The sequence below is a fragment of the Alteromonas sp. P256 genome (assembly GCF_036864455.1).
In the GTDB taxonomy this organism is placed as follows: Bacteria; Pseudomonadota; Gammaproteobacteria; order Enterobacterales; family Alteromonadaceae; genus Alteromonas.
In genome coordinates this window covers 24,596-42,754 of the sequence record NZ_JAZETM010000014.1, presented here as the reverse complement: position 1 = coordinate 42,754, position 18,159 = coordinate 24,596, and the positions used below count along the sequence as shown (strand labels likewise).

The following is an 18,159-nucleotide window of genomic DNA, read 5'->3' as shown; positions in this document are numbered from 1 at the left end:
GGTCTAATCTAAGTCTTCCAGCGGCCATATGGCAATGTAGTTCTCAAATTCATTTAAATCTACATCGGTCTCAAATATGGTTTTATTGCGAACAGACATGCCCTTCGCATGCATGACATGCTTTTTACCCTTGTTAAGCAACGGGTGCCACGACGGCATTCCCCTGCCCTCATGTAACCTTCTGTAGGTACAGCTTGTTGGCATAAAAAAGATGTCTTTCAGGTTTTCTTTCGTCAGTTTGACGCAATCGGGCACTAGCACAGTTCTGTTTTGATACTCGGTACACTCACATTTTTTTGTATTTAAATAAGAGCATACAATATTGGTATAGTGTATCTGCTCGTTGGCATTGATAAAGTCGGTTGGGCTGTATTCTTCTACACTTTCATCATCAATAAACTTGTGTAAACAGCACTTACCACATCCATCGCACAGTGATTCCCACTCGGTTTGGTTCATTTCTTCCAATGATTTGGTTTCCCAAAATGGCGCTGACGATGCGGGCATTACACAATTACCTTAGTTTGAAGCGAAAAGAAAGCGTCTAGCGATACGGCTACTGTATCGCCGTCGTTAAGCGGACCAACGCCTTTTGGCGTTCCTGTGAGGATAACATCGCCGGCGTCGAGAGAAAATACGGTGGACATGTGCGCAATTAACGGAATAATTTTGTGTAGCATCAACGCTGTGTGGCCTTGCTGTCTCACCTCGCCATTAATCTTGAGGGTAAAACGCAAGTCGTCGAGATTATCAATTTCTGCCAACGGAACAAAAGATGAAAGTGGTGCGCTGTTATCAAAAGCCTTTGCTCGCTCCCAAGGCTGCCCCTGCTTTTTAAGCGATGCTTGCACATCCCGTAGCGTTAAATCTAGCCCTAAACCAATACCCCAGATAGCGTCGGCAACTTCAGAATCACTGGCATTTTTGAGGCTATTTTTTAACAGCACTGCGACTTCTAGCTCATTGTGACAGGCACCTTTATCAGCGGGTATCGCAAGTGGCATTGTCATATCACACATGGCCGACTTGGGCTTCATGAAAAGCAAAGGGTCTTCAGACACCACTGAGTTCATTTCTTGAATATGGTCTAAATAGTTTCTACCAATACACACAACTTTATTGACTGGAAGAGCAATAGACTGCTCAGCCACGCTTTTGTGTTGATAAGGCATCAATATCCTCTCTTTATGCGTTCAGACAAGTATCCAACAGAAACGCCGAAATAGGTCGAACGATTCCATTTCATCAGGGTGTGAAAATTATTATAGACAAGGTAGATCCGGCCGTTTTCACCGTCAGGCATAATTAACGACGCTTTAATATCCACATTGGGAAGGTCGCTACCGTCAAACCGTCTTACGCCTTGGTCTTGCCAAAACGAAAGTGGCCTCATGTTGGCTTTTGTCAAGCCAGATATCGTTACTGGCTTGGTGAGTCTTACCTGGCGGCCCCATGTCCCCGTGTCATCCCAGCCCTCTGAGGCCAGATAATTAGCAATAGAGGCAAACACATCGGCTTTTGTGCCCCAAATGTCTTTTTTACCATCGCCGTCATAATCTTCAGCATAGGTGAGAAACGATACTGGCATAAATTGGGTCTGCCCCATCGCTCCTGCCCAGGAGCCTTTAAAATTATCCACCTGTGCGTGCTTTTCACTTAAAATTGTAAGCGCAGCAAAGAAATTCTTTTTGAATAGTGCTTCCCTACGCCCTTCATACGCAAGAGAGGCTAGTGCCGACAGTACGCTATACGAACCCTGTATTTTTCCAAAGTTTGACTCATTTCCCCACAGCGCCACGATAAAGCGTGGTTGAACACCATATTTGCGTCCAATTTCGTCCAGTAACACTTTATTTGAAAGGTATTTCTGTACTGCCTGCTCAGCTTTCCAATCAGGTACTCGCGATACAATGTAATCGTCTAAGGTGATTTTCTTTTCCGGCTGATTTTTATCTGATTTAACGGCAGTAGGTCGAAATGTGATATCGCTAAAAGCGCTATCAATAAACTGTACGTCATAACCTTTTTCTATCGCTTCGCTTTTTAGCGTTTTGAGGTAATCATTAAATTCATTGTCGCTGGCTTGAGATGAAGACACAGCAATACTTGCCACCAGCATTGCTAACAACATAGTTAAACGCATACTAAAACTTTTTGTCCGGTGAAGAAGATAGACCAAGAGAAACTCGATGAGTAGACAGAAGATCATCCTCTTTAGGCGGCATTTGTAGGTAAAAGCCGTTGCTATTTAATTCATCTGTGAGCTTCTGCTTGTCGATGCCTGCTATCTTTTCACGCTTGTCTAATGCTAGCAGTGTGACTAACTCAGGCTTGCCAAAGCGCTGCATAAGAGGCTCTGGTACGTCGTCAAATACATCTTTTTTAGGCACGTATAAATACATGCCCTGTTTTTTTCGGGTTTTATAAACCGCACATAACATACTATTTCTCGTTTCTATTCTGTGTTTACGTTTACCAAAACTGACGCTTTATTTTGGCTTTTGCGTTTCAGCGCTTTTATTTCAGTGCTTTCATTGCTAATGAAGTATTCTAGCCCTCAGGCAGTTCGCCAAGTAGCTCAACTACTTTTGGCGTAAAGAGTGGCCCACGCCATGTTGATAACACGTCAGGTTTTAAGCCCAGGATACGGGTTTCATCTACATTAAACCAATACCACTTTAATAATTGATTTAGCTGTTTTTTCGATGACATTACTTCGTTATTCACGCCGTTTTCTTTCGCAATCTCTTCGCTGATAACTTTGAGATCGGCAAGTGTTTTCTTGTACTTAGGAATATCCATCAAGCGTAATACTTGCGGTAGCCGCAGTTTATCCGGAGTTTGAGCGAACCGTTCACGGGCCTCGGCGATTAAATCAATAATGGTATCGCCATATCGACGTATTGCCTGGTGATTTAAATCGTTAATTTTCGATAAGTCTGATTTACTCGACAAAAGGCGCTGTGCCGCCTCGAACAAATGCCCTTCTTTAAAGACAAAGTTTAAGGCGAGATCTTTTTTTCTTGCCGTTGTTAAACGCCACGACGCTAGCGCCTGAAGTACCGTAAGTTGTTCGCTATTCAATCGCCAATTATTTTTAATAGTGAGGTAGGCAAAATCTGCTGGCATTTGCGCCCGCTTTTTCGCAGCTAGCAGCGCAATTTCTTGATAAACCCAGTTCTCTTTTCCTGCGTCTTTTACCTTGACCACCAAATCTTCATAGCAAGGCAGCAGATACAGCACGTCGTTAGCAGCGTAACTTAGCTGCGACTCACGCAGTGGACGGGCAATCCAATCGGTTCGAGATTCACCTTTATCAAGGCTCACGTTGCAAATCATCTCTACAAGACGGGCATACCCTAAACTTGGCCCCATATCTAATAGACTGGCCGCAAACTGGGTGTCAAAAACAGGCTCCGGGATCGTATTGAAGGCAACAAGAAAAGTTTCTAAGTCTTCAGAACAGGAGTGTAATACCTTCACAAGCGATTTATTTTCCAGTAAATCGATGAATGGCTGCATATTGTCTATGGCAATAGGGTCGATAAGAACAAGTTGGTGTCCATCGTAGAGCTGTATTAACCCAAGGTGAGGCGTAAGTGTTCGCGTTCGAACAAACTCTGTATCAAGAGCCACAGCACCTTGCTGTTGCGCCAAAGCGCACACGTTGTCTAGCTGTTCGTATGTTGTAATTAATTGATATTGCATTATTTCGCACATTAAATAAAAAAGCCGGCTCACGCCGGCTTTAAAAACTAGTTAAAGAAATTAGTCTCTAAGCTCCCGGCGTAGTATTTTACCTACATTGGTTTTTGGCAAATCATCTTTAAAGACAACTTGTTTAGGCACTTTGTAGCCTGTTAGTTCACTACGGCAGTGAGCGATAACGTCTTTTTCAGTTAACGAGTCGTTGTTACGTACTACGAATAACTTAACAACCTCACCACTGACTTCGTGAGGTACACCCACCGCGGCCGCTTCGACGATATTTTCGTGCATAGCAGCGACTTCTTCAATTTCATTAGGGAACACATTGAAGCCTGAAACTAGGATCATATCCTTTTTGCGGTCAACAATATAGAAGTAACCTTCATCGTCTACCGTGGCAATGTCACCTGTGGCAAGCCAACCATCTTTCAAGATATCCTCCGTCGCTTCTGGGCGATTTAGATATCCCTTCATGACTTGCGGGCCTTTTACCCACATCTCGCCTGGTTCACCTTTTTCTACTGGATTGCCGTCATCGTCTAATAGTTTGATGTCGGTAGAAGGAACCGGCATACCGATTGCCCCTTTATATGCCTCTATCTGAGGGGGATTTACAGCAACAACTGGCGAGCATTCAGTGAGGCCATAGCCTTCTAAAAGTACGGTGCCCGTTACTTTTTCCCACTTTTCAGCTACTGGGCGCTGAACCGCCATACCGCCACCGAGTCCAAACTTGAAATTAGAAAAATCTAATTCATCAAATCCGGGGGTGTTAAGTAGGCCGTTAAAGAGCGTGTTAACACCGGGTAATATCGTAAAGGGATATTTCCCCAACTCACTGACAAATGCAGGCATATCCCGTGGATTAGTGATAAGCAGGTTGCGACAGCCGTATTTCACAAACATCAAGCAATTCGCCAGCAACGCGAAGATATGGTAAAGCGGCAGTGCCGTCACGACGAAATCTTTACCTTCTTCTATAACGGTTTCAAGTATTCCTGATACTTGCTCTAAATTGGCAACCATATTTCTATGCGTTAGCATTGCCCCTTTAGATAAACCTGTTGTCCCGCCGGTGTATTGCAAAAAAGCTATGTCTGAGTTTTCTATATTTGGACGCTTATACTCTAAAGACTGCCCTTTTTTGACTGCAGACATAAATGACGTGGTGGCCGATAGATTAAACGACGGCACCATTTTCTTCACGTATTTGACTACCGCGTTCACTACCCAGCGTTTTGGCGCTGGAAGCATGTCGCCAAGTGCAGTTAGAAACACTTCTTTTACTTGGGTATCGCCAATAACTGCTTCTAGCGTACAGGCAAAGTTTTCGACAATGACAATGGCTTTAACATTAGCGTCGTTAAGCTGATGTTTTAGCTCTCTGGCCGTGTACAAGGGGTTAACATTAACAACGACCATACCAGCGCGCAAAATACCAAACATGGCGACGGGGTATTGGAGAAGGTTCGGCATCATTATCGCTACGGCATCACCGCGCTTTAGTCCGCTTGCCTGAAGATAAGCCGCATACTGAGCTGATAACGTATCAAGCTCACCAAACGTCATTGAATGCCCCATGTTAATAAAGGCTTCTTTATCTTTAAACTTTTTTACCGATTGTTCGAAAATGTCGACGACAGAGTTGTAGCGATCGGCATCAATTTCTGCGGATACACGAGGGTCGTAATGTTTAAGCCAGGTTTTTTCCACCAAAACCTCCTTTACTTTATTCTTCTACTAATAATTGAGCCCGTGAGAAACCGCGCCCATGTAACTGGTCTGATAACCTGCGAATAGTATAGGAAGTGTAAAAAAAAATAAACGCTGCAATTTACATTTGCTCAACAAATTGACAAATAAGACGCCCTACATCCTTACTTTTTTCCATATGAATGTGATGACCGCCTACAAATTGTTCATATTGCGCAGATTCAAACCAGTGTGCTCGTTGCTCATAAACATGAGGTAAATTTTTAAAACTCCTTGATGCGCCGATAAAGAGTATAGGGCATGTCACCGACTCCATTAAGGTTTGTGCTTGTTTTTCTGTAAGTCTAAGTATGGATTTCGTCCGAAGCTTTGGATCGCTGCACCAATAAGTATTACCATCTGCCTCTGTAATCATGTTTCGCATGAGTATTTGCCGCGCATGATCAGCTGTCATATCAGATATTTTGCACCGCGCTTTCACCGCATCATCAAGGTTAACCGTGCGGCGGTGGCTGCTTAATTTACCCTGCCTGCTAATTAACGCATTTCGCATTTGCTGCTGTGTCGTTTCTTCGCTTTCGGTAAGAGGCCCACATGCATCAATACTCACTACCGCTTTTATTTTCTCAGGGAATAACGCGGCATACATAGTCACCAAGATACCACCAAGAGAATGCCCTACAAGAATAACATTGTCCCAGCCCTCGCTCTCAATCAGCACGTGCAGGTCTTGTAAATAGTCAGTTTGATTATAATGAGCGCCCACAGGGCGATGAGAGGAACGCCCATGCCCTGCAAGGTCGATTGCGATATAGCGACAGGACGACAAATAGGGCGCAAGCACGCGCAAGCTTTCAGCGTTATCCAGATAACCGTGAAGGCCAATGACAACTTGCCCACTTCCTTGATTATCTAAACCCGCTAATTCAAGGGGGCCTGCCATTGCTTCAAATTCAACCATAAACGCACCGCCATTAGCGGCAAACCATTGCCGCATTTACTTTTTAAACTCACGCGCAAACAAAAAAGGCGGCATCAACTTGCCGCCTTTTGCTACTAATACTGCTGCACTTTGGGGTTGTTTACCACCGGCCCTTTTTGGCCACCGCTTGACCTAGAGCTTCTTTGTGCCGGGCTAGGTCCATTCATATTGGTTATTCTAGCGCGTCTTGGAGCATTGCTGTAACGGATAACTCGCATGCGATTCATTTGCGGAAACATCCAAGGGCCACCTATGAAGCGTCCGCCCATCCAAGGGCCTCCGCCCCATCCCCATGGGCCGCGCAGACCATAGAAAGGTGAATACCACCCGCTATGGTAATTAAAGAAGAATGTGTTTACGTCATACACTTCCCTATCTCGCCACATATGATAATCATCGGCCGCGATAGTGGGATAGATATAAGGCTGCTCACCTACCATCCCAGTAGTGGGTGCGATAAGCGTACCCAAGAAAGTTGCAGTGCGGCCCTCCTCAAACACAATAGGATCGACAAAGCCGTCTATCTGCACTTTAAAGCGTCCAGATGTCTCACCAGAACTGCGGGGCTTGCCGTAGTGATTGAGTGGGAAGTGCGCAAGTTCGATAAAGGTCTTGTTCGGTTTATTCTCAACACCAACCACAATGCCGCCCCAGCGAGCCTTTTCCCCTTGAGCACTGGCGCCTGAAGTAACGGCACTTGAATACGAAACCAATGCGGTGCCTTCGGGTACCTCTAAGGTATCTGGCACCATGGCACATCCTGCAAACATGAACACGGTCAATAAAAGTAAATATCGAGACATATGCGCGCTCCTTTGTACATCATTTGACGATTAACCCCGGCGTTACCACTGAAGTAGAAAATTGTGTAGACAGCCTTCGCTTTGCTTTTTCGTCGAGCATTTGAGGGCCTCATAACTAAGACTAAGTTAGCATTGATACGTTCACAGAACCACTAGAGTTCTGTTACAAAATGATAAAGATTCTCAAACAAACCCTGTAAAAGCTTGGGAATTTCAGCTACCTGACACTCAATGTATTACCACCGGATAATTCCAGACTGTGGGTGAGATCTTCTGATAGTAAGCTTTCCCCCGAATTAGCAGCAACAATACTAAACAAGGCATGGGAGCGACTTAGCAGGTAGTAAAGGGCTAGTTGGCAAAGGAATAGTTAGTAAAAGGCTAGGTAATAAAGGAATACGTTACCCAGAACACAGGCTCCTCTCTATGCGTAGATATCAACACCAAACATGTCTTGAATCGACTCTCGCTGCTGCTGTTTTTCAAAACTTTGGTAAGACGCAATGGCCTGCTGAGAATAGGCGTTGCTGTCTTCTTTTATAAAATCTTGGTAGGCCTTTGCATTGCTAGTACCCTGTTCGTCAGGCGCAACAACTATCGCCTTTACTTGAGACGACTCGCTTTGCCCTTTGTTCTCCTGCTGAGGGTCTTTCGAAATTTTCGAGACCCGGCCTTGAGCGGCGTCAGAAGATGATATGCCAAAATTAGTATTAATATTCATAACGCACTACAGTTTTCATAACGCTCTGTAATTTTTATAACGCTCTAGCATCTGCAATTTTCGTTCCTAGTATAAGATAATCCTTATTCCCGACCGGGAAGCTTTTTCCACGTCACCTTATCTCTTAAGTAAACCGGTTTCACTTCTGCAGCGCTTGTAGTTGTGTTTGCACGGGCAGCTTCTTTGGCGTCTTCAAGCATGAATGCAGCGTTCGGTAATGTAACGGCTGGCTTTTTTTCTGTGTTTGCTGCTGTGCTTACGGCTGTTTCTCCATCGCCCTGCGTATTCAACCACTGCTGAAGCTCCTCATAGGCCGCCCAGCCAGTGCCAGCAACAATCACATTATTGTTGAGCGCCTTGCCCAATTCACTGAGGTAATTGACTGCTTCTTTAGGCGGACACACTTGTTCAGGAACGACTGTTTCTAACCCATTATCCAACTTTTTGTATACACAGAAATAGACTTCACCCATACGTGCGTCTGACGCAACGGCAACGAATTGTCCGGTGCTCTTTTGTGCAGCTTCAACTGCCATTGCCTTTAGCGTACTTACGCCTGCTACGGGTAAGCCCGTGCCAAGCGCTAGACCTTGAATCATGCCGGTTGCAATTCTCACTCCCGTAAAACTACCGGGACCGCGACCAAACGCCAATAAATCAAGTGAAGCTAATTCAACACCGGCTTCCTTTAGTATTGCATCAATCATGGGTAGAAGACGCTGACTGTGCTGCTGCGGGCATACTTCAAAATGGCTGTATAGCGTATTATCGACTTCTAAGGCGACTGAACACGCTTCTGTTGCTGTATCAATAGCTAAAATATTCATTACAACTCTCTATCATTCTTCATCATCGATGCCGGCAAGAAATGCCTCTACATCATCTAGGCTTCGCGTGCGTTTCATGTCGGGCAAGCTGCCTATAAACGTTTTTGCATAAGGTTTAGTCACTAAGCGATTATCACAAATGACCAACACCCCTTTATCGGTAGGGTCGCGAATGAGGCGTCCCGCCCCCTGCTTTAAGGTGATAACTGCTTGTGGAATCTGAATAACGCCAAAGGGGTTTGCACCGCATTTTTTCACATCTTCCATTCGAGCTTGAAGCAAAGGATCATCCGGTGAAGCAAACGGAAGCTTATCTATCATCACGCAGACGAGGTCGTTACCACGCACGTCTACGCCCTCCCAAAATGCACCTGTGCCCATGAGTACGGCTTTCTCATCGGCTAAATACGCATCTAACAATGCTTGTTTTGTGGTGGTCCCTTGAACAAGCAGCGGATTGTCTATTTCATCTTCCAGTTTTTTTGCTATTTCTCTGAGCATCGCGTGACTGGTAAACAACAAAAAACAACGCCCGCGACTGGCCTTAATTAAACGCTTCGCCGTGTACAGCAGAGTTTCACGCATTGAATAGCTGTTTGGCTCAGGCAAGTAGCGCGGTACACACAGCATGGCCTGTTCTGGGTAGTTAAATGGGCTGTCTAAGCCAAGAGTTTCTGAATCTTCCAACCCCATTCGACGCTGAAAGTGCTCGAAACCGCCGTTTACCATTAAGGTTGCCGACGTGAACACCCAGCCTCGCGGCGGCGACTCTACAAAGCGTCTGAATTTAGCGGCGATAGACAGCGGTGTTAAATGCATAACAATGTGGCGCGGTGTAGTTTCATACCACAAGCTTACGTTTTGTTGCTTATTGTCACTTAACGCGTCAAGCTGCTCTCTCGATGCAACAATGCGCTCGTACATATTGTCTAAATCTTTATCGCGGCCTAAATGCAGCTTGCACACTTCATAAAGAACGCCTAGCGCTTCGGCAAGCTTACCCACCTGCAGGCGAACTTCGTCGCGATCGAGTGCGAGTGCCCAATTTCCCCGCTCAGGATCATGAGGAAAAAGCAGGCGTAAATCAGACGCTATCATGCGACATTTATCAGCGGCTTTATCTAACTGCCCAGCATCTTTGAGTACCGTTCTAAACAGTAAGGTAATGTCTTTGGCAATATCTTGAATTTGCCTCGTCGACAACGACTCACCAAAGTAGTCGCTGGCAATATCGGGGATTTGGTGGGCCTCATCAAAAATAATGGCATCGGCTTCAGGGATAAGCTCGCCAAACCCCGTGTCTTTAAGCGCCATATCGGCGAAAAACAGATGATGATTCACCACAATAATATCAGCATCAAGGGCTTTGCGGCGGGCTTTCACCAGGTAACAATCTTCGTAGTCTGGACATTCTCGGCCTAAACAATTATCTACGGTAGATGTCACCATGGGCAGCACACGCGCATCTTCTGGAAGGGTTTTTAACTCTCCCATATCTCCGCTTTTGGTTGTGCTTGACCAGCGCTTCACTTCAGATAACTGGCCCAACACCTCTTTTTCTACCAAGGTAGAGTTACCGCCATGCTGAGATAATCGATGTAAACATAAATAGTTCGACCGCCCTTTTAATAATGCGGTTTTACGCTTGCTGCTTAATGCTTTTTTTACTAGCGGTAGGTCGCGGTGAAAAAGCTGCTCTTGAAGGTTTTTAGTTCCGGTGGAAATAATAGCTTTACCACTGCTAATTAGCACCGGCGCAAGATAGGCAAAGGTTTTACCCGTGCCTGTGCCGGCCTCTACCACCAAACTGCCCGTTGTATCGATGGCGTGCTTTACCGCGTTGGCCATATCGGTTTGCGCCTCTCTTGGCACAAACCCTTTTATGGTTTTTGCAAGCAGGCCATCAGATGAAAATACATTTTTTATAGTGGGCATTTTTGGGACGATTCAAATACATTGTATTGTTAGGCGCGCATTATGCCAAAAACAGCGTTGAAAACCTATCGAACAACACATGTAAAAATAAACAAGTACCCTGTTATTTGTGCCAGATTTCAAAGCCCCAGGGTTTTAACGTGAGCGTGGTATCGGATGAAAACGTCGTTTTCTTATTGCGCTTCCAGTGTTGCAGCGTACCTAGATGCAACGATTCTTCAAATGTCACCGTTGCGGGCACATCAGAAAAGTTAATCACCACAAAGACTTTGTCGTCCTCGCGCTCTTCTCGTCTTACAAAACTGAATACCTGAGCCATTGATGAGTTAGGCACTTGGATCATGCGTGCTCCAAACTCACCATTGCCTAAAAATGGTTTCGATTTTTTAAGGGCGATGAGTTCTCGGTACAGTTCGCCGATAGGATGTTCTTGCCACTCAATGGGATCTCGTTCAAAAAAAGCCAGACGTTTGGTCTCTCCAGCTTCTTGTCCGTTGTGAATAAGAGGCATCCCCTCGCCTATAACTGAAAGCGCAATACACGCCTCGAGAGCGTCACCAAACTGCTCACGCTGCGTGCCGTCCCATGCGTTTTTATCGTGATTGCTCACAAACGTCATGCGGTAGGCGTTGTGCGGCCATGCTCTCTCATTCCATGAGTAGTATTTTCGGAGGCTGTCTACACTGCCGCGCCCCTTGGCTAATTCGTGAAGAGTTTCATTCCAACTCCACGCATAGGTCATATTAAAAGCATTCTCGTGTAAATCTCTGTTTTCCCACTCAGCAAGCAAAAATACAGGTTTGATAGAGTCGAGAGCCTGACGTGCTTGCTGCCAAAAGTCGTTGGGGACGTAGCCTGCAACATCACAACGAAATCCGTCAATATCAAACGTTTCCACCCAATAGCGCATTGCAGAAATCATGTATTCCCTCAGGCCAGGCTGGGAATAATCAAACTCGATAATGTCAGACCAATCCCACCATGGCGATGGGCGGAAGTCGCCTTTGTAATCTTTTGCATACCAATGCGGATGCGAGTCGACAAGGGGGTTATCCCAAGCACTGTGATTAGGCACCCAGTCTAGAATGACTTTAAGGTTGAGTTGATGAGCTTGGGATACTAGCTGTTTAAAGCTTTCTTTATTGCCGAACTCTGGGTTTATATCGAGATAATCACTCACCGCGTATGGGCTACCGAGCTGCCCTTTTCTGTTCTTGTTTCCAATAGGATGAATTGGCATTAACCAGATAATATCAGCGCCCAAGCGCTTAATATGTTCCAGCTTTTCGATTACCCCTTCAAAGGTTCCCTCAGCGCTGAACTGCCGAGTGTTAATTTGATAAATAACCGCGTGGGATGACCATTCGGGCTGCGATACCCGATATAGAGGACGAGGTGTTACGTCAAATTCCATAGACTAACTCCCTGTGAGGTTCAGTCGCTTATCTTGTAATGAATATAAAGTGACAGATAAAAAACGCTAAAAAATAGGTAGGCTGGTTACGCCTAGTAAAAATACCCACAACCCAAAAAATAGCTTTAGTGATTGCGTAGAAAAAGCCAGCACAAGATATTTAGCCATAACACCGCCCAAAATAGCGCCTGCACCAGCAAATATGACGACGTCATATACTATGGCATGGCTGACAAGTACATGAAAGGGAAGCGCTGACCACACTGTAAATGCTGATAAAATAACCGCCACCGCTATAGACATGGTGACGTTAAAGCCGCGGATAATGAGGTATACCGCAACGAGTTCGCCCACACCGATAGATAGCCAAGCGGTAATGCACCCGCCCAAGAAGGCGATCGTGGGAAGAAAAACAATATCATTTACGGCTAACGCTTTGTTGAACACCTGGCGCTTCATTAGCGGAATTGACGCTATTATTGCAATGGCCAATATAACGGAGAACACGCCGAATCCCGTATGTAAGTTTTCAGGCCCCCCCAATACATTGAGTAGAAGCGCTGAGCCATGCGTGGTGTATTGCGAAAAAAGGACACCACAAAGAGAAGGTATGACAGTTAATAAAAGAGCACTTGGCAGTGCGCCCCACTGACTGTCTGTTTTACGCTGTTCTGTTTTGCGTTGAGTGCAAAAAAAGCGAGTCCATGTAATTGCTCCTGCCGTCATACCACAACACTGAATAGCAAAGCTTGTTGCTACAATACTGTCAGGGGTAAAGGAGAGATATGCAAAAAAGGGGACAAATATCACGCCGCCACCAGCGCCTGTGGCATTGGCAAATACCGCCCCTACTATGCCGACAAAGGTAAAGAAGCCATATTCTTGCAGCAGAGCCCCCACATTATTTTGTGAAAAAATAACAAAAGCCCATACTGTAACAAAGGCGAAAAACCACGCTCTTTTGCGAAAAAGCAGTGGCAATGATAGGGAATATGACAAGTCTCTTTTTCCTACAACGAGTTAACTGAGTGTCCGAGCGGCTGCCTGCAACTGAACAAATTTCAATCTAAATGCTTAAATCGATACGTATAAGGCTTCATGTTTGTTTTCACGGCCGTATCGTTAACGCAGCGACATGATAGTAGTATCAAAAGAAAATAACGACACCGTTATTCATATAACGCCGAATAGGTCTGCCACGTGGAAGCAGACAAAGTTTCTTATGCTAGCCTTTGCGCTATTTATTAGCTCAATAGCAACCGCTTGGGCTGTAGCGGGTGCATGGGTAATCCTTCCTTTTGCTGGCGCAGAAGTATTTGCGCTTATTTGTGTTATGTATATTACCTCTCGCGCAACCTATCGATGGGAAGATATCACCATTGCTGCAGCCACTATCGAAATTACCACCTCCCAAGGCAATCGCTGGGTGTTGAACAAAACCGCGTCATATCTTTATTTTATTGAGGACACCCGTTTTGGCCGGTTACCCCGAATTATTTTAAAAGACGACGTATGCGAATGTGAGATTGGCAGTTTTTTAAACGAATCAGATAAAGACCAACTCTCTACACACCTGACATCGGTAGGCCTACTGCGATGCAGTAATAAGTGGTGGTAACTACTGCCAAATTTAGCAACGGCGGCACGTCGGTTTATATAAATGAATCATAATTAATGATCACTTTTCAAATATTTCGACTAAATATTAAGTAACGTTAAGGAGAAATTCAGCTATGAACTTGTACATTGAATCATTAGAGGGCGGTAATTATCTTGCGTCTACCGGTGTCGGAGCATCCCGAGCACTTGTACGAGACAAGAGTTCGCAACCAAAGACATTTCATTGTTTGAATGAAATAAGGGAGCATTTCGACACACAATCTTTTGAGCACGTATGGTTAAGACAAAATACACCCTATGAAGAAATGGTTGGGCAGACTGATCACCCAGGCGCATTAGAATTGGAAATTGAATTTTAGAGAGCTTAAAGGGTATTTTGCTTTTCATTACCCTCGATAGTGTTCGTTTTTGATGGTCATAAATATTAAAAACGCTAGCAGCAGGTGTTTTTGTTGTCGCAAGTCGCCAATATTTCACACTTTATAAAAGCATACCCTATTGATGCGAGCTTCATCATTTCATTGTGAACGCCCTGAGTTGCATTTGTCTTCTCAGGGGCGGCCGCATAATTATGACCATCTTAAAACCGTTATTACTTGAAACTATTTACAGTAATTTTATTACGCTGCGAGATGTAACCAGAGCCAGTGCGCACTACGCTAACTACGCTATGTTTAGCGGTAATTTTTGAGTTCACATAATTACCAAACATTAATACCAAACATTAACACCAAACATTATTACCAAACATTAAAACCCAGCATTGCTTATTCAACGTTTTTTCCTTCCAAAAAACTCTTACTTTACGCTTTATATCGTTAAACAATCCAACAAAACAAACATGCAAATCAATCTCAAACGCTGTACAGTTTCAAGAATTGTTAACAAGCCCAATCAATCAGATAACACGCTGTCGTGAAAGACATCGGAAAAATTAGCATGACACATATCCTTGTAGTAGAAGATGAAGTTAGCATCGCATTGGCAGTAAAAGCATTTTTAGAAAAAGAACAAATGGCATGCACGGTATTACATACTGCTGCGGATTTGCTTGAAATAGTATTGCATTACAAGCCAGATTTAATTGTCTTAGATTTAATGCTTCCCGGTGGCGATGGTATCGATTTATGTCAAAATATCCGCAAACATAGCCAAGTTCCCATTATTATGCTCACGGCACGAAGCAGCGAAAGAGATCGTTTAATCGGGTTACAGGCAGGAGCCGACGACTATGTTTGTAAACCATTCAGTGCTCCTGAACTCGTGTTGAGAATAAAAGCAGTTTTACGCAGAAGCGACAGTAAAGGTGACTACAAAGATGATGGTCAAGCGGTTCATTGTGCTGAAATGAAGCTAAATAGAGATACGCTTGAAGCTGAAGTTAGAGGCAAAAAAGTATTGCTAACACCCGTAGAGTTTGCCCTAGCGAAGACGCTTCTCACCTCGCCTAATAAAATCTTTTCACGTGATGCGCTGATGGATGTCATTTACAGTGACGAAAGAATAGTTTCAGACAGAACTGTCGATAGCCACGTTAGTAAGTTACGCCGAAAACTCAAAATCATTTCACCAGACAATGAGTTAGTCATCGCAATCTACGGCGCGGGATATAAATATACTCCCCACCAATAAACGACCGTAAAGAGCAAACTCCACACTTTTTCCATAATTGAGCAAGGATACAGTGCCATAATTATCGCATTGATATCGCTACAATTTATATTACATCAAGGATGTATAGAAATTATGGAAATTTTACTTAGTGCTCAACTAAGCACGAAGCATTTATTAAAACAGGAAATTTCTCGAGCGCACAAAGGCTTTATTCACGCTTTTAACAAACACAACGCTAATAAGTGCGCAAGTTTTTACGACTCTATGGCTATTGTTCAATATGAACATAATCAGTTTATTATCGGAAGATATGACATTGAAGAGTTTTGGCAAGATATCTTAGTCCCTAACATTCAAGCTAAATTCATCTTGCAGAAAACGCTTAGCGTTAACAAAGACTTTATATCGAACTTTTCTCGTTGGCAATTGAATAACGGGCGGGCCCTAGAGCTAAAAAATACGTGGACGATAAACGAGAACTCGACAGCTGCGATTGTGCAGCAAACGCTCTATACACTTTAACGTAATTGACTTGCACGTCACTCTTAAACTTATAGTTTGCACAGTGGGTTTATGTCAGCACTGGTTTGTCAAATTCTATATGCTTTTGTTGTTTTTGAGAGAGTGGAATAGAAAGCTCAACATTAATTCCCCCTAGAGCACTTACGCGTGCGCTTATGTGACCATTGTGAGCCTCTACAATACGTTTGCTTATTGCTAAGCCCAACCCTGAGCCTCCTGTATCACGAGACCGAGACTGTTCCACTCTATAGAGACGGTCGAAGAGTAATTTGCACTCATCAGGGTGCACTGAAGGCGCGGTATCTTCAACGCTTATATGAAAGGCCTTCCCTTCTAGCCATGCATTTATTACGATCTCGCCAGGCTTATCGGTATAGGCTATGCTATTTCTTACGAGGTTACTGAGCACCTGAATCATGCGGGACGCATCAACGCTAACGATAGCACCAGCAGTAATTTGGGAATTCACTGAAAAAGTTAAACCAGCCTGCTCGACTAAGGGTCTTATTTGCAAAATGCACTGATTGAAAATGGTGGTGACAACTGATTCTTCAAAGTGAAAGGCCATGGCTCCAGAATCTGCCGTTGAAAGCTCGTAAACATCGTTAATTAGCGTGTTCAACTCCTTTATTTTATCTTTAAGTTGTTGATAAGTTAGTTCAGGGTTTTCTGCTAAATCGTGCTCGAGTAATTCAATTTGTAATCCAAGTACCGTTAACGGCGTGCGCAACTCGTGAGAGACATCGGCCAACAGCTTATTTTTTCTATCAGCAGCCTCTGACAACAAGTGCTGCTTTAGTTTTGCCAACTCCTTTTTTTGCCGCTCTTTGTGAGCAAAGATCATAAGAAATAGCAACACAACGCCGGCCCCGGCAAGCCAAACATTGCGTTCAAATTGAGTTTGAACTAGCTTTGCTTCAGTTAACTCCCTATCTTTGGCTATCAGAGCCATCTCATGTCTTTGAGTTTGCGAGGTAATGGTATTTTGAAGCTGAGCGATAGTGTTCATCCTACGCTCTTTTTCTCTCGCCTTCTCTGCATGAACATATTCTTTTAGCGCGTCTAATGCTTGCCTATAACCGCCACTTTTTTCATACGCCTCAACGAGTGTTGAATATAATAACCACAGGTTACGTGCCTCATCTCTCTCTTTGGCACTACGTAGCCCTTGTTTTAGTAACACTAAGGCCTCGTCTATTCTGTTTTGCTTCACAAAAAGTGATGCAAGGTGAGTGTGCGCTGCAGCGACGAGTCCAAAGTCCTCTGCTTTTTTTGCGTACTTTAAGCCCTCAGTGAGGGTTGTTTCTGCATCAATAAGGTCATTGACTTCCGTGTAAACCTGTCCTTCCAATATTAAACACCATGCTTGATTTCTTATTGAGCCTAGCTCCGTAAACAAGCGCTTTGCCTCAATAACGTGGCGTAAACTCGCTTCGTATTTTTGTTGACCTAAATCCACCTGAGCCAGCCGTCTTAGGTCGTAAGCCACGTTGTTTTTGAATCCTGCTTTGGTATCAATGACTAAAGCGCGTTCAAGATATTGCCTTGCCGCTGGCCAATCATCGGTTTCGACATAAACGGAAGCAATGTTGTAAAGTACATCAGCCATTGCTATTTCATCGTTATCTTGAATGTGTATAGCAAGCGTTTTATTTAAGGCATCTAGGGCTTGAGAATAATTGCCCAAAAACTCATGAGCGAGACCAATGGAGCTATAAGCAGAGGCCATTCTATCGCTGTCATCCACTGCGACGAAATAAGCCAACGCTGCCTCCGCTAACTCAATAGCTTCCCAGAAACGACCGTTTGAGCGGATCGCGGTACTCACTCTTAGTTGCATGATTGCAATTTGAGGCTCATTGTCTTGCTGAACGTACATCGCCAGTGAGGACTTGAAACGTTCTTCCGCTTTTGCATACGACCCCTTTTGATAGAATATTTCCCCTTGCTGGCGAATGGCCCTAGGATGAAAATAATCGGATTGAATTAGCTTTGCTTGCTGCACATATTGCTCTGCAAACCTTTCACTTTTATCGAGCTCACCTATCTCGCGATACGTGCGAGTGAGAACTTCAAGGTAGTGCAGCTGGTCGGCTGGAGACAGTGCTTTGGTTTTAGATTGATTATTTTGCAGGTGCTCTAAGGCACGTTTGGGAGATTCAGCCAATATCGCCTTTGCTTCGTCAAGCCACAATGACTCAATTTCCACGCTGTAAGCATGAAATGATAAGCAAGATAAAAACAAAAATACAGAAAAGCGCATTGAGCTCTCGTGTAGAGTCAGGAAAAATTTAGTGTGC

General features: G+C 44.3%; 18 protein-coding genes. 4 read left to right on the top strand and 14 right to left on the bottom strand.

Annotated elements, in window-relative coordinates:
- Nucleotides 1-3: 3 nt before the first annotated feature.
- From V7R39_RS16485 to V7R39_RS16425, 13 genes are all read right to left on the bottom strand, one after another.
- Nucleotides 4-507 (bottom strand): YcgN family cysteine cluster protein, encoded by a 504-nt coding sequence (locus V7R39_RS16485; protein ID WP_334032019.1) that lies wholly within the window; start codon nt 505-507, stop codon nt 4-6.
- Nucleotides 507-1,172 carry a fumarylacetoacetate hydrolase family protein gene (locus tag V7R39_RS16480; RefSeq protein ID WP_334032018.1) on the bottom strand — a complete coding sequence of 222 codons (666 nt, stop codon included), beginning with the start codon at nt 1,170-1,172 and terminating at the stop codon, nt 507-509. Before V7R39_RS16480 ends, V7R39_RS16485 begins: the two co-directional genes overlap by 1 nt.
- On the bottom strand, nt 1,172-2,143 hold the full coding sequence (locus V7R39_RS16475; RefSeq protein ID WP_438823557.1) for a lytic murein transglycosylase: 972 nt from the start codon (nt 2,141-2,143) through the stop codon (nt 1,172-1,174). Before V7R39_RS16475 ends, V7R39_RS16480 begins: the two co-directional genes overlap by 1 nt.
- 1 nt (nt 2,144) lies before the next feature.
- Nucleotides 2,145-2,441: a YcgL domain-containing protein gene (locus tag V7R39_RS16470; RefSeq protein WP_269520876.1), complete on the bottom strand. Its 297-nt coding sequence runs from the start codon at nt 2,439-2,441 to the stop codon at nt 2,145-2,147.
- A gap of 109 nt (nt 2,442-2,550) precedes the next feature.
- Entirely contained in the window at nt 2,551-3,708 is a 1,158-nt protein-coding gene (rnd, locus tag V7R39_RS16465; RefSeq protein WP_334032017.1) for a ribonuclease D, read from the bottom strand.
- 60 nt (nt 3,709-3,768) lie between these two features.
- The gene (gene fadD / locus V7R39_RS16460) at nt 3,769-5,421 is read right to left on the bottom strand and encodes a long-chain-fatty-acid--CoA ligase FadD (protein WP_334032015.1); all 1,653 of its coding nucleotides are present in this window, start codon (nt 5,419-5,421) and stop codon (nt 3,769-3,771) included.
- A 121-nt stretch (nt 5,422-5,542) separates the two neighbouring features.
- Nucleotides 5,543-6,418, bottom strand: coding sequence for an alpha/beta hydrolase (locus tag V7R39_RS16455; protein WP_334032014.1), 876 nt, complete (start codon nt 6,416-6,418; stop codon nt 5,543-5,545).
- Nucleotides 6,419-6,477: 59 nt separating this feature from the next.
- Entirely contained in the window at nt 6,478-7,206 is a 729-nt protein-coding gene (locus V7R39_RS16450) for a Slp family lipoprotein (protein ID WP_334032013.1), read from the bottom strand.
- Between the two features lie 424 nt (nt 7,207-7,630).
- Entirely contained in the window at nt 7,631-7,927 is a 297-nt protein-coding gene (locus V7R39_RS16445) for a hypothetical protein (RefSeq protein WP_334032012.1), read from the bottom strand.
- Nucleotides 7,928-8,010: 83 nt separating this feature from the next.
- Nucleotides 8,011-8,754, bottom strand: a complete 744-nt coding sequence (tsaB, locus tag V7R39_RS16440; protein ID WP_334032011.1) for a tRNA (adenosine(37)-N6)-threonylcarbamoyltransferase complex dimerization subunit type 1 TsaB — start codon at nt 8,752-8,754, stop codon at nt 8,011-8,013.
- Between the two features lie 12 nt (nt 8,755-8,766).
- Nucleotides 8,767-10,689 carry an ATP-dependent DNA helicase gene (locus V7R39_RS16435; protein WP_334032009.1) on the bottom strand — a complete coding sequence of 641 codons (1,923 nt, stop codon included), beginning with the start codon at nt 10,687-10,689 and terminating at the stop codon, nt 8,767-8,769.
- Between the two features lie 103 nt (nt 10,690-10,792).
- Nucleotides 10,793-12,103, bottom strand: coding sequence for an alpha-amylase family glycosyl hydrolase (locus tag V7R39_RS16430; RefSeq protein WP_334032007.1), 1,311 nt, complete (start codon nt 12,101-12,103; stop codon nt 10,793-10,795).
- 66 nt (nt 12,104-12,169) lie between these two features.
- Nucleotides 12,170-13,084 carry a TSUP family transporter gene (locus tag V7R39_RS16425; RefSeq protein ID WP_438823559.1) on the bottom strand — a complete coding sequence of 305 codons (915 nt, stop codon included), beginning with the start codon at nt 13,082-13,084 and terminating at the stop codon, nt 12,170-12,172.
- A 154-nt stretch (nt 13,085-13,238) separates the two neighbouring features.
- Here V7R39_RS16425 and V7R39_RS16420 point away from each other — a divergent pair, with 154 nt between their 5' ends.
- The 4 genes from V7R39_RS16420 to V7R39_RS16405 all read left to right on the top strand — a co-directional run bounded on the left by V7R39_RS16420 (nt 13,239) and on the right by V7R39_RS16405 (nt 15,859).
- Complete coding sequence (locus V7R39_RS16420; RefSeq protein WP_334032005.1) at nt 13,239-13,721, top strand: DUF2244 domain-containing protein; 483 nt, start codon at nt 13,239-13,241, stop codon at nt 13,719-13,721.
- A gap of 115 nt (nt 13,722-13,836) precedes the next feature.
- On the top strand, nt 13,837-14,082 hold the full coding sequence (locus V7R39_RS16415; RefSeq protein ID WP_334032004.1) for a DUF6482 family protein: 246 nt from the start codon (nt 13,837-13,839) through the stop codon (nt 14,080-14,082).
- 580 nt (nt 14,083-14,662) lie between these two features.
- On the top strand, nt 14,663-15,355 hold the full coding sequence (locus tag V7R39_RS16410) for a response regulator transcription factor (protein WP_334032003.1): 693 nt from the start codon (nt 14,663-14,665) through the stop codon (nt 15,353-15,355).
- A 114-nt stretch (nt 15,356-15,469) separates the two neighbouring features.
- Nucleotides 15,470-15,859: a hypothetical protein gene (locus V7R39_RS16405; RefSeq protein WP_334032002.1), complete on the top strand. Its 390-nt coding sequence runs from the start codon at nt 15,470-15,472 to the stop codon at nt 15,857-15,859.
- A 49-nt stretch (nt 15,860-15,908) separates the two neighbouring features.
- Here V7R39_RS16405 and V7R39_RS16400 read toward each other — a convergent pair whose 3' ends face one another.
- Entirely contained in the window at nt 15,909-18,122 is a 2,214-nt protein-coding gene (locus tag V7R39_RS16400) for a tetratricopeptide repeat protein (RefSeq protein WP_334032001.1), read from the bottom strand.
- Between the last annotated feature and the right edge of the window lie 37 nt (nt 18,123-18,159).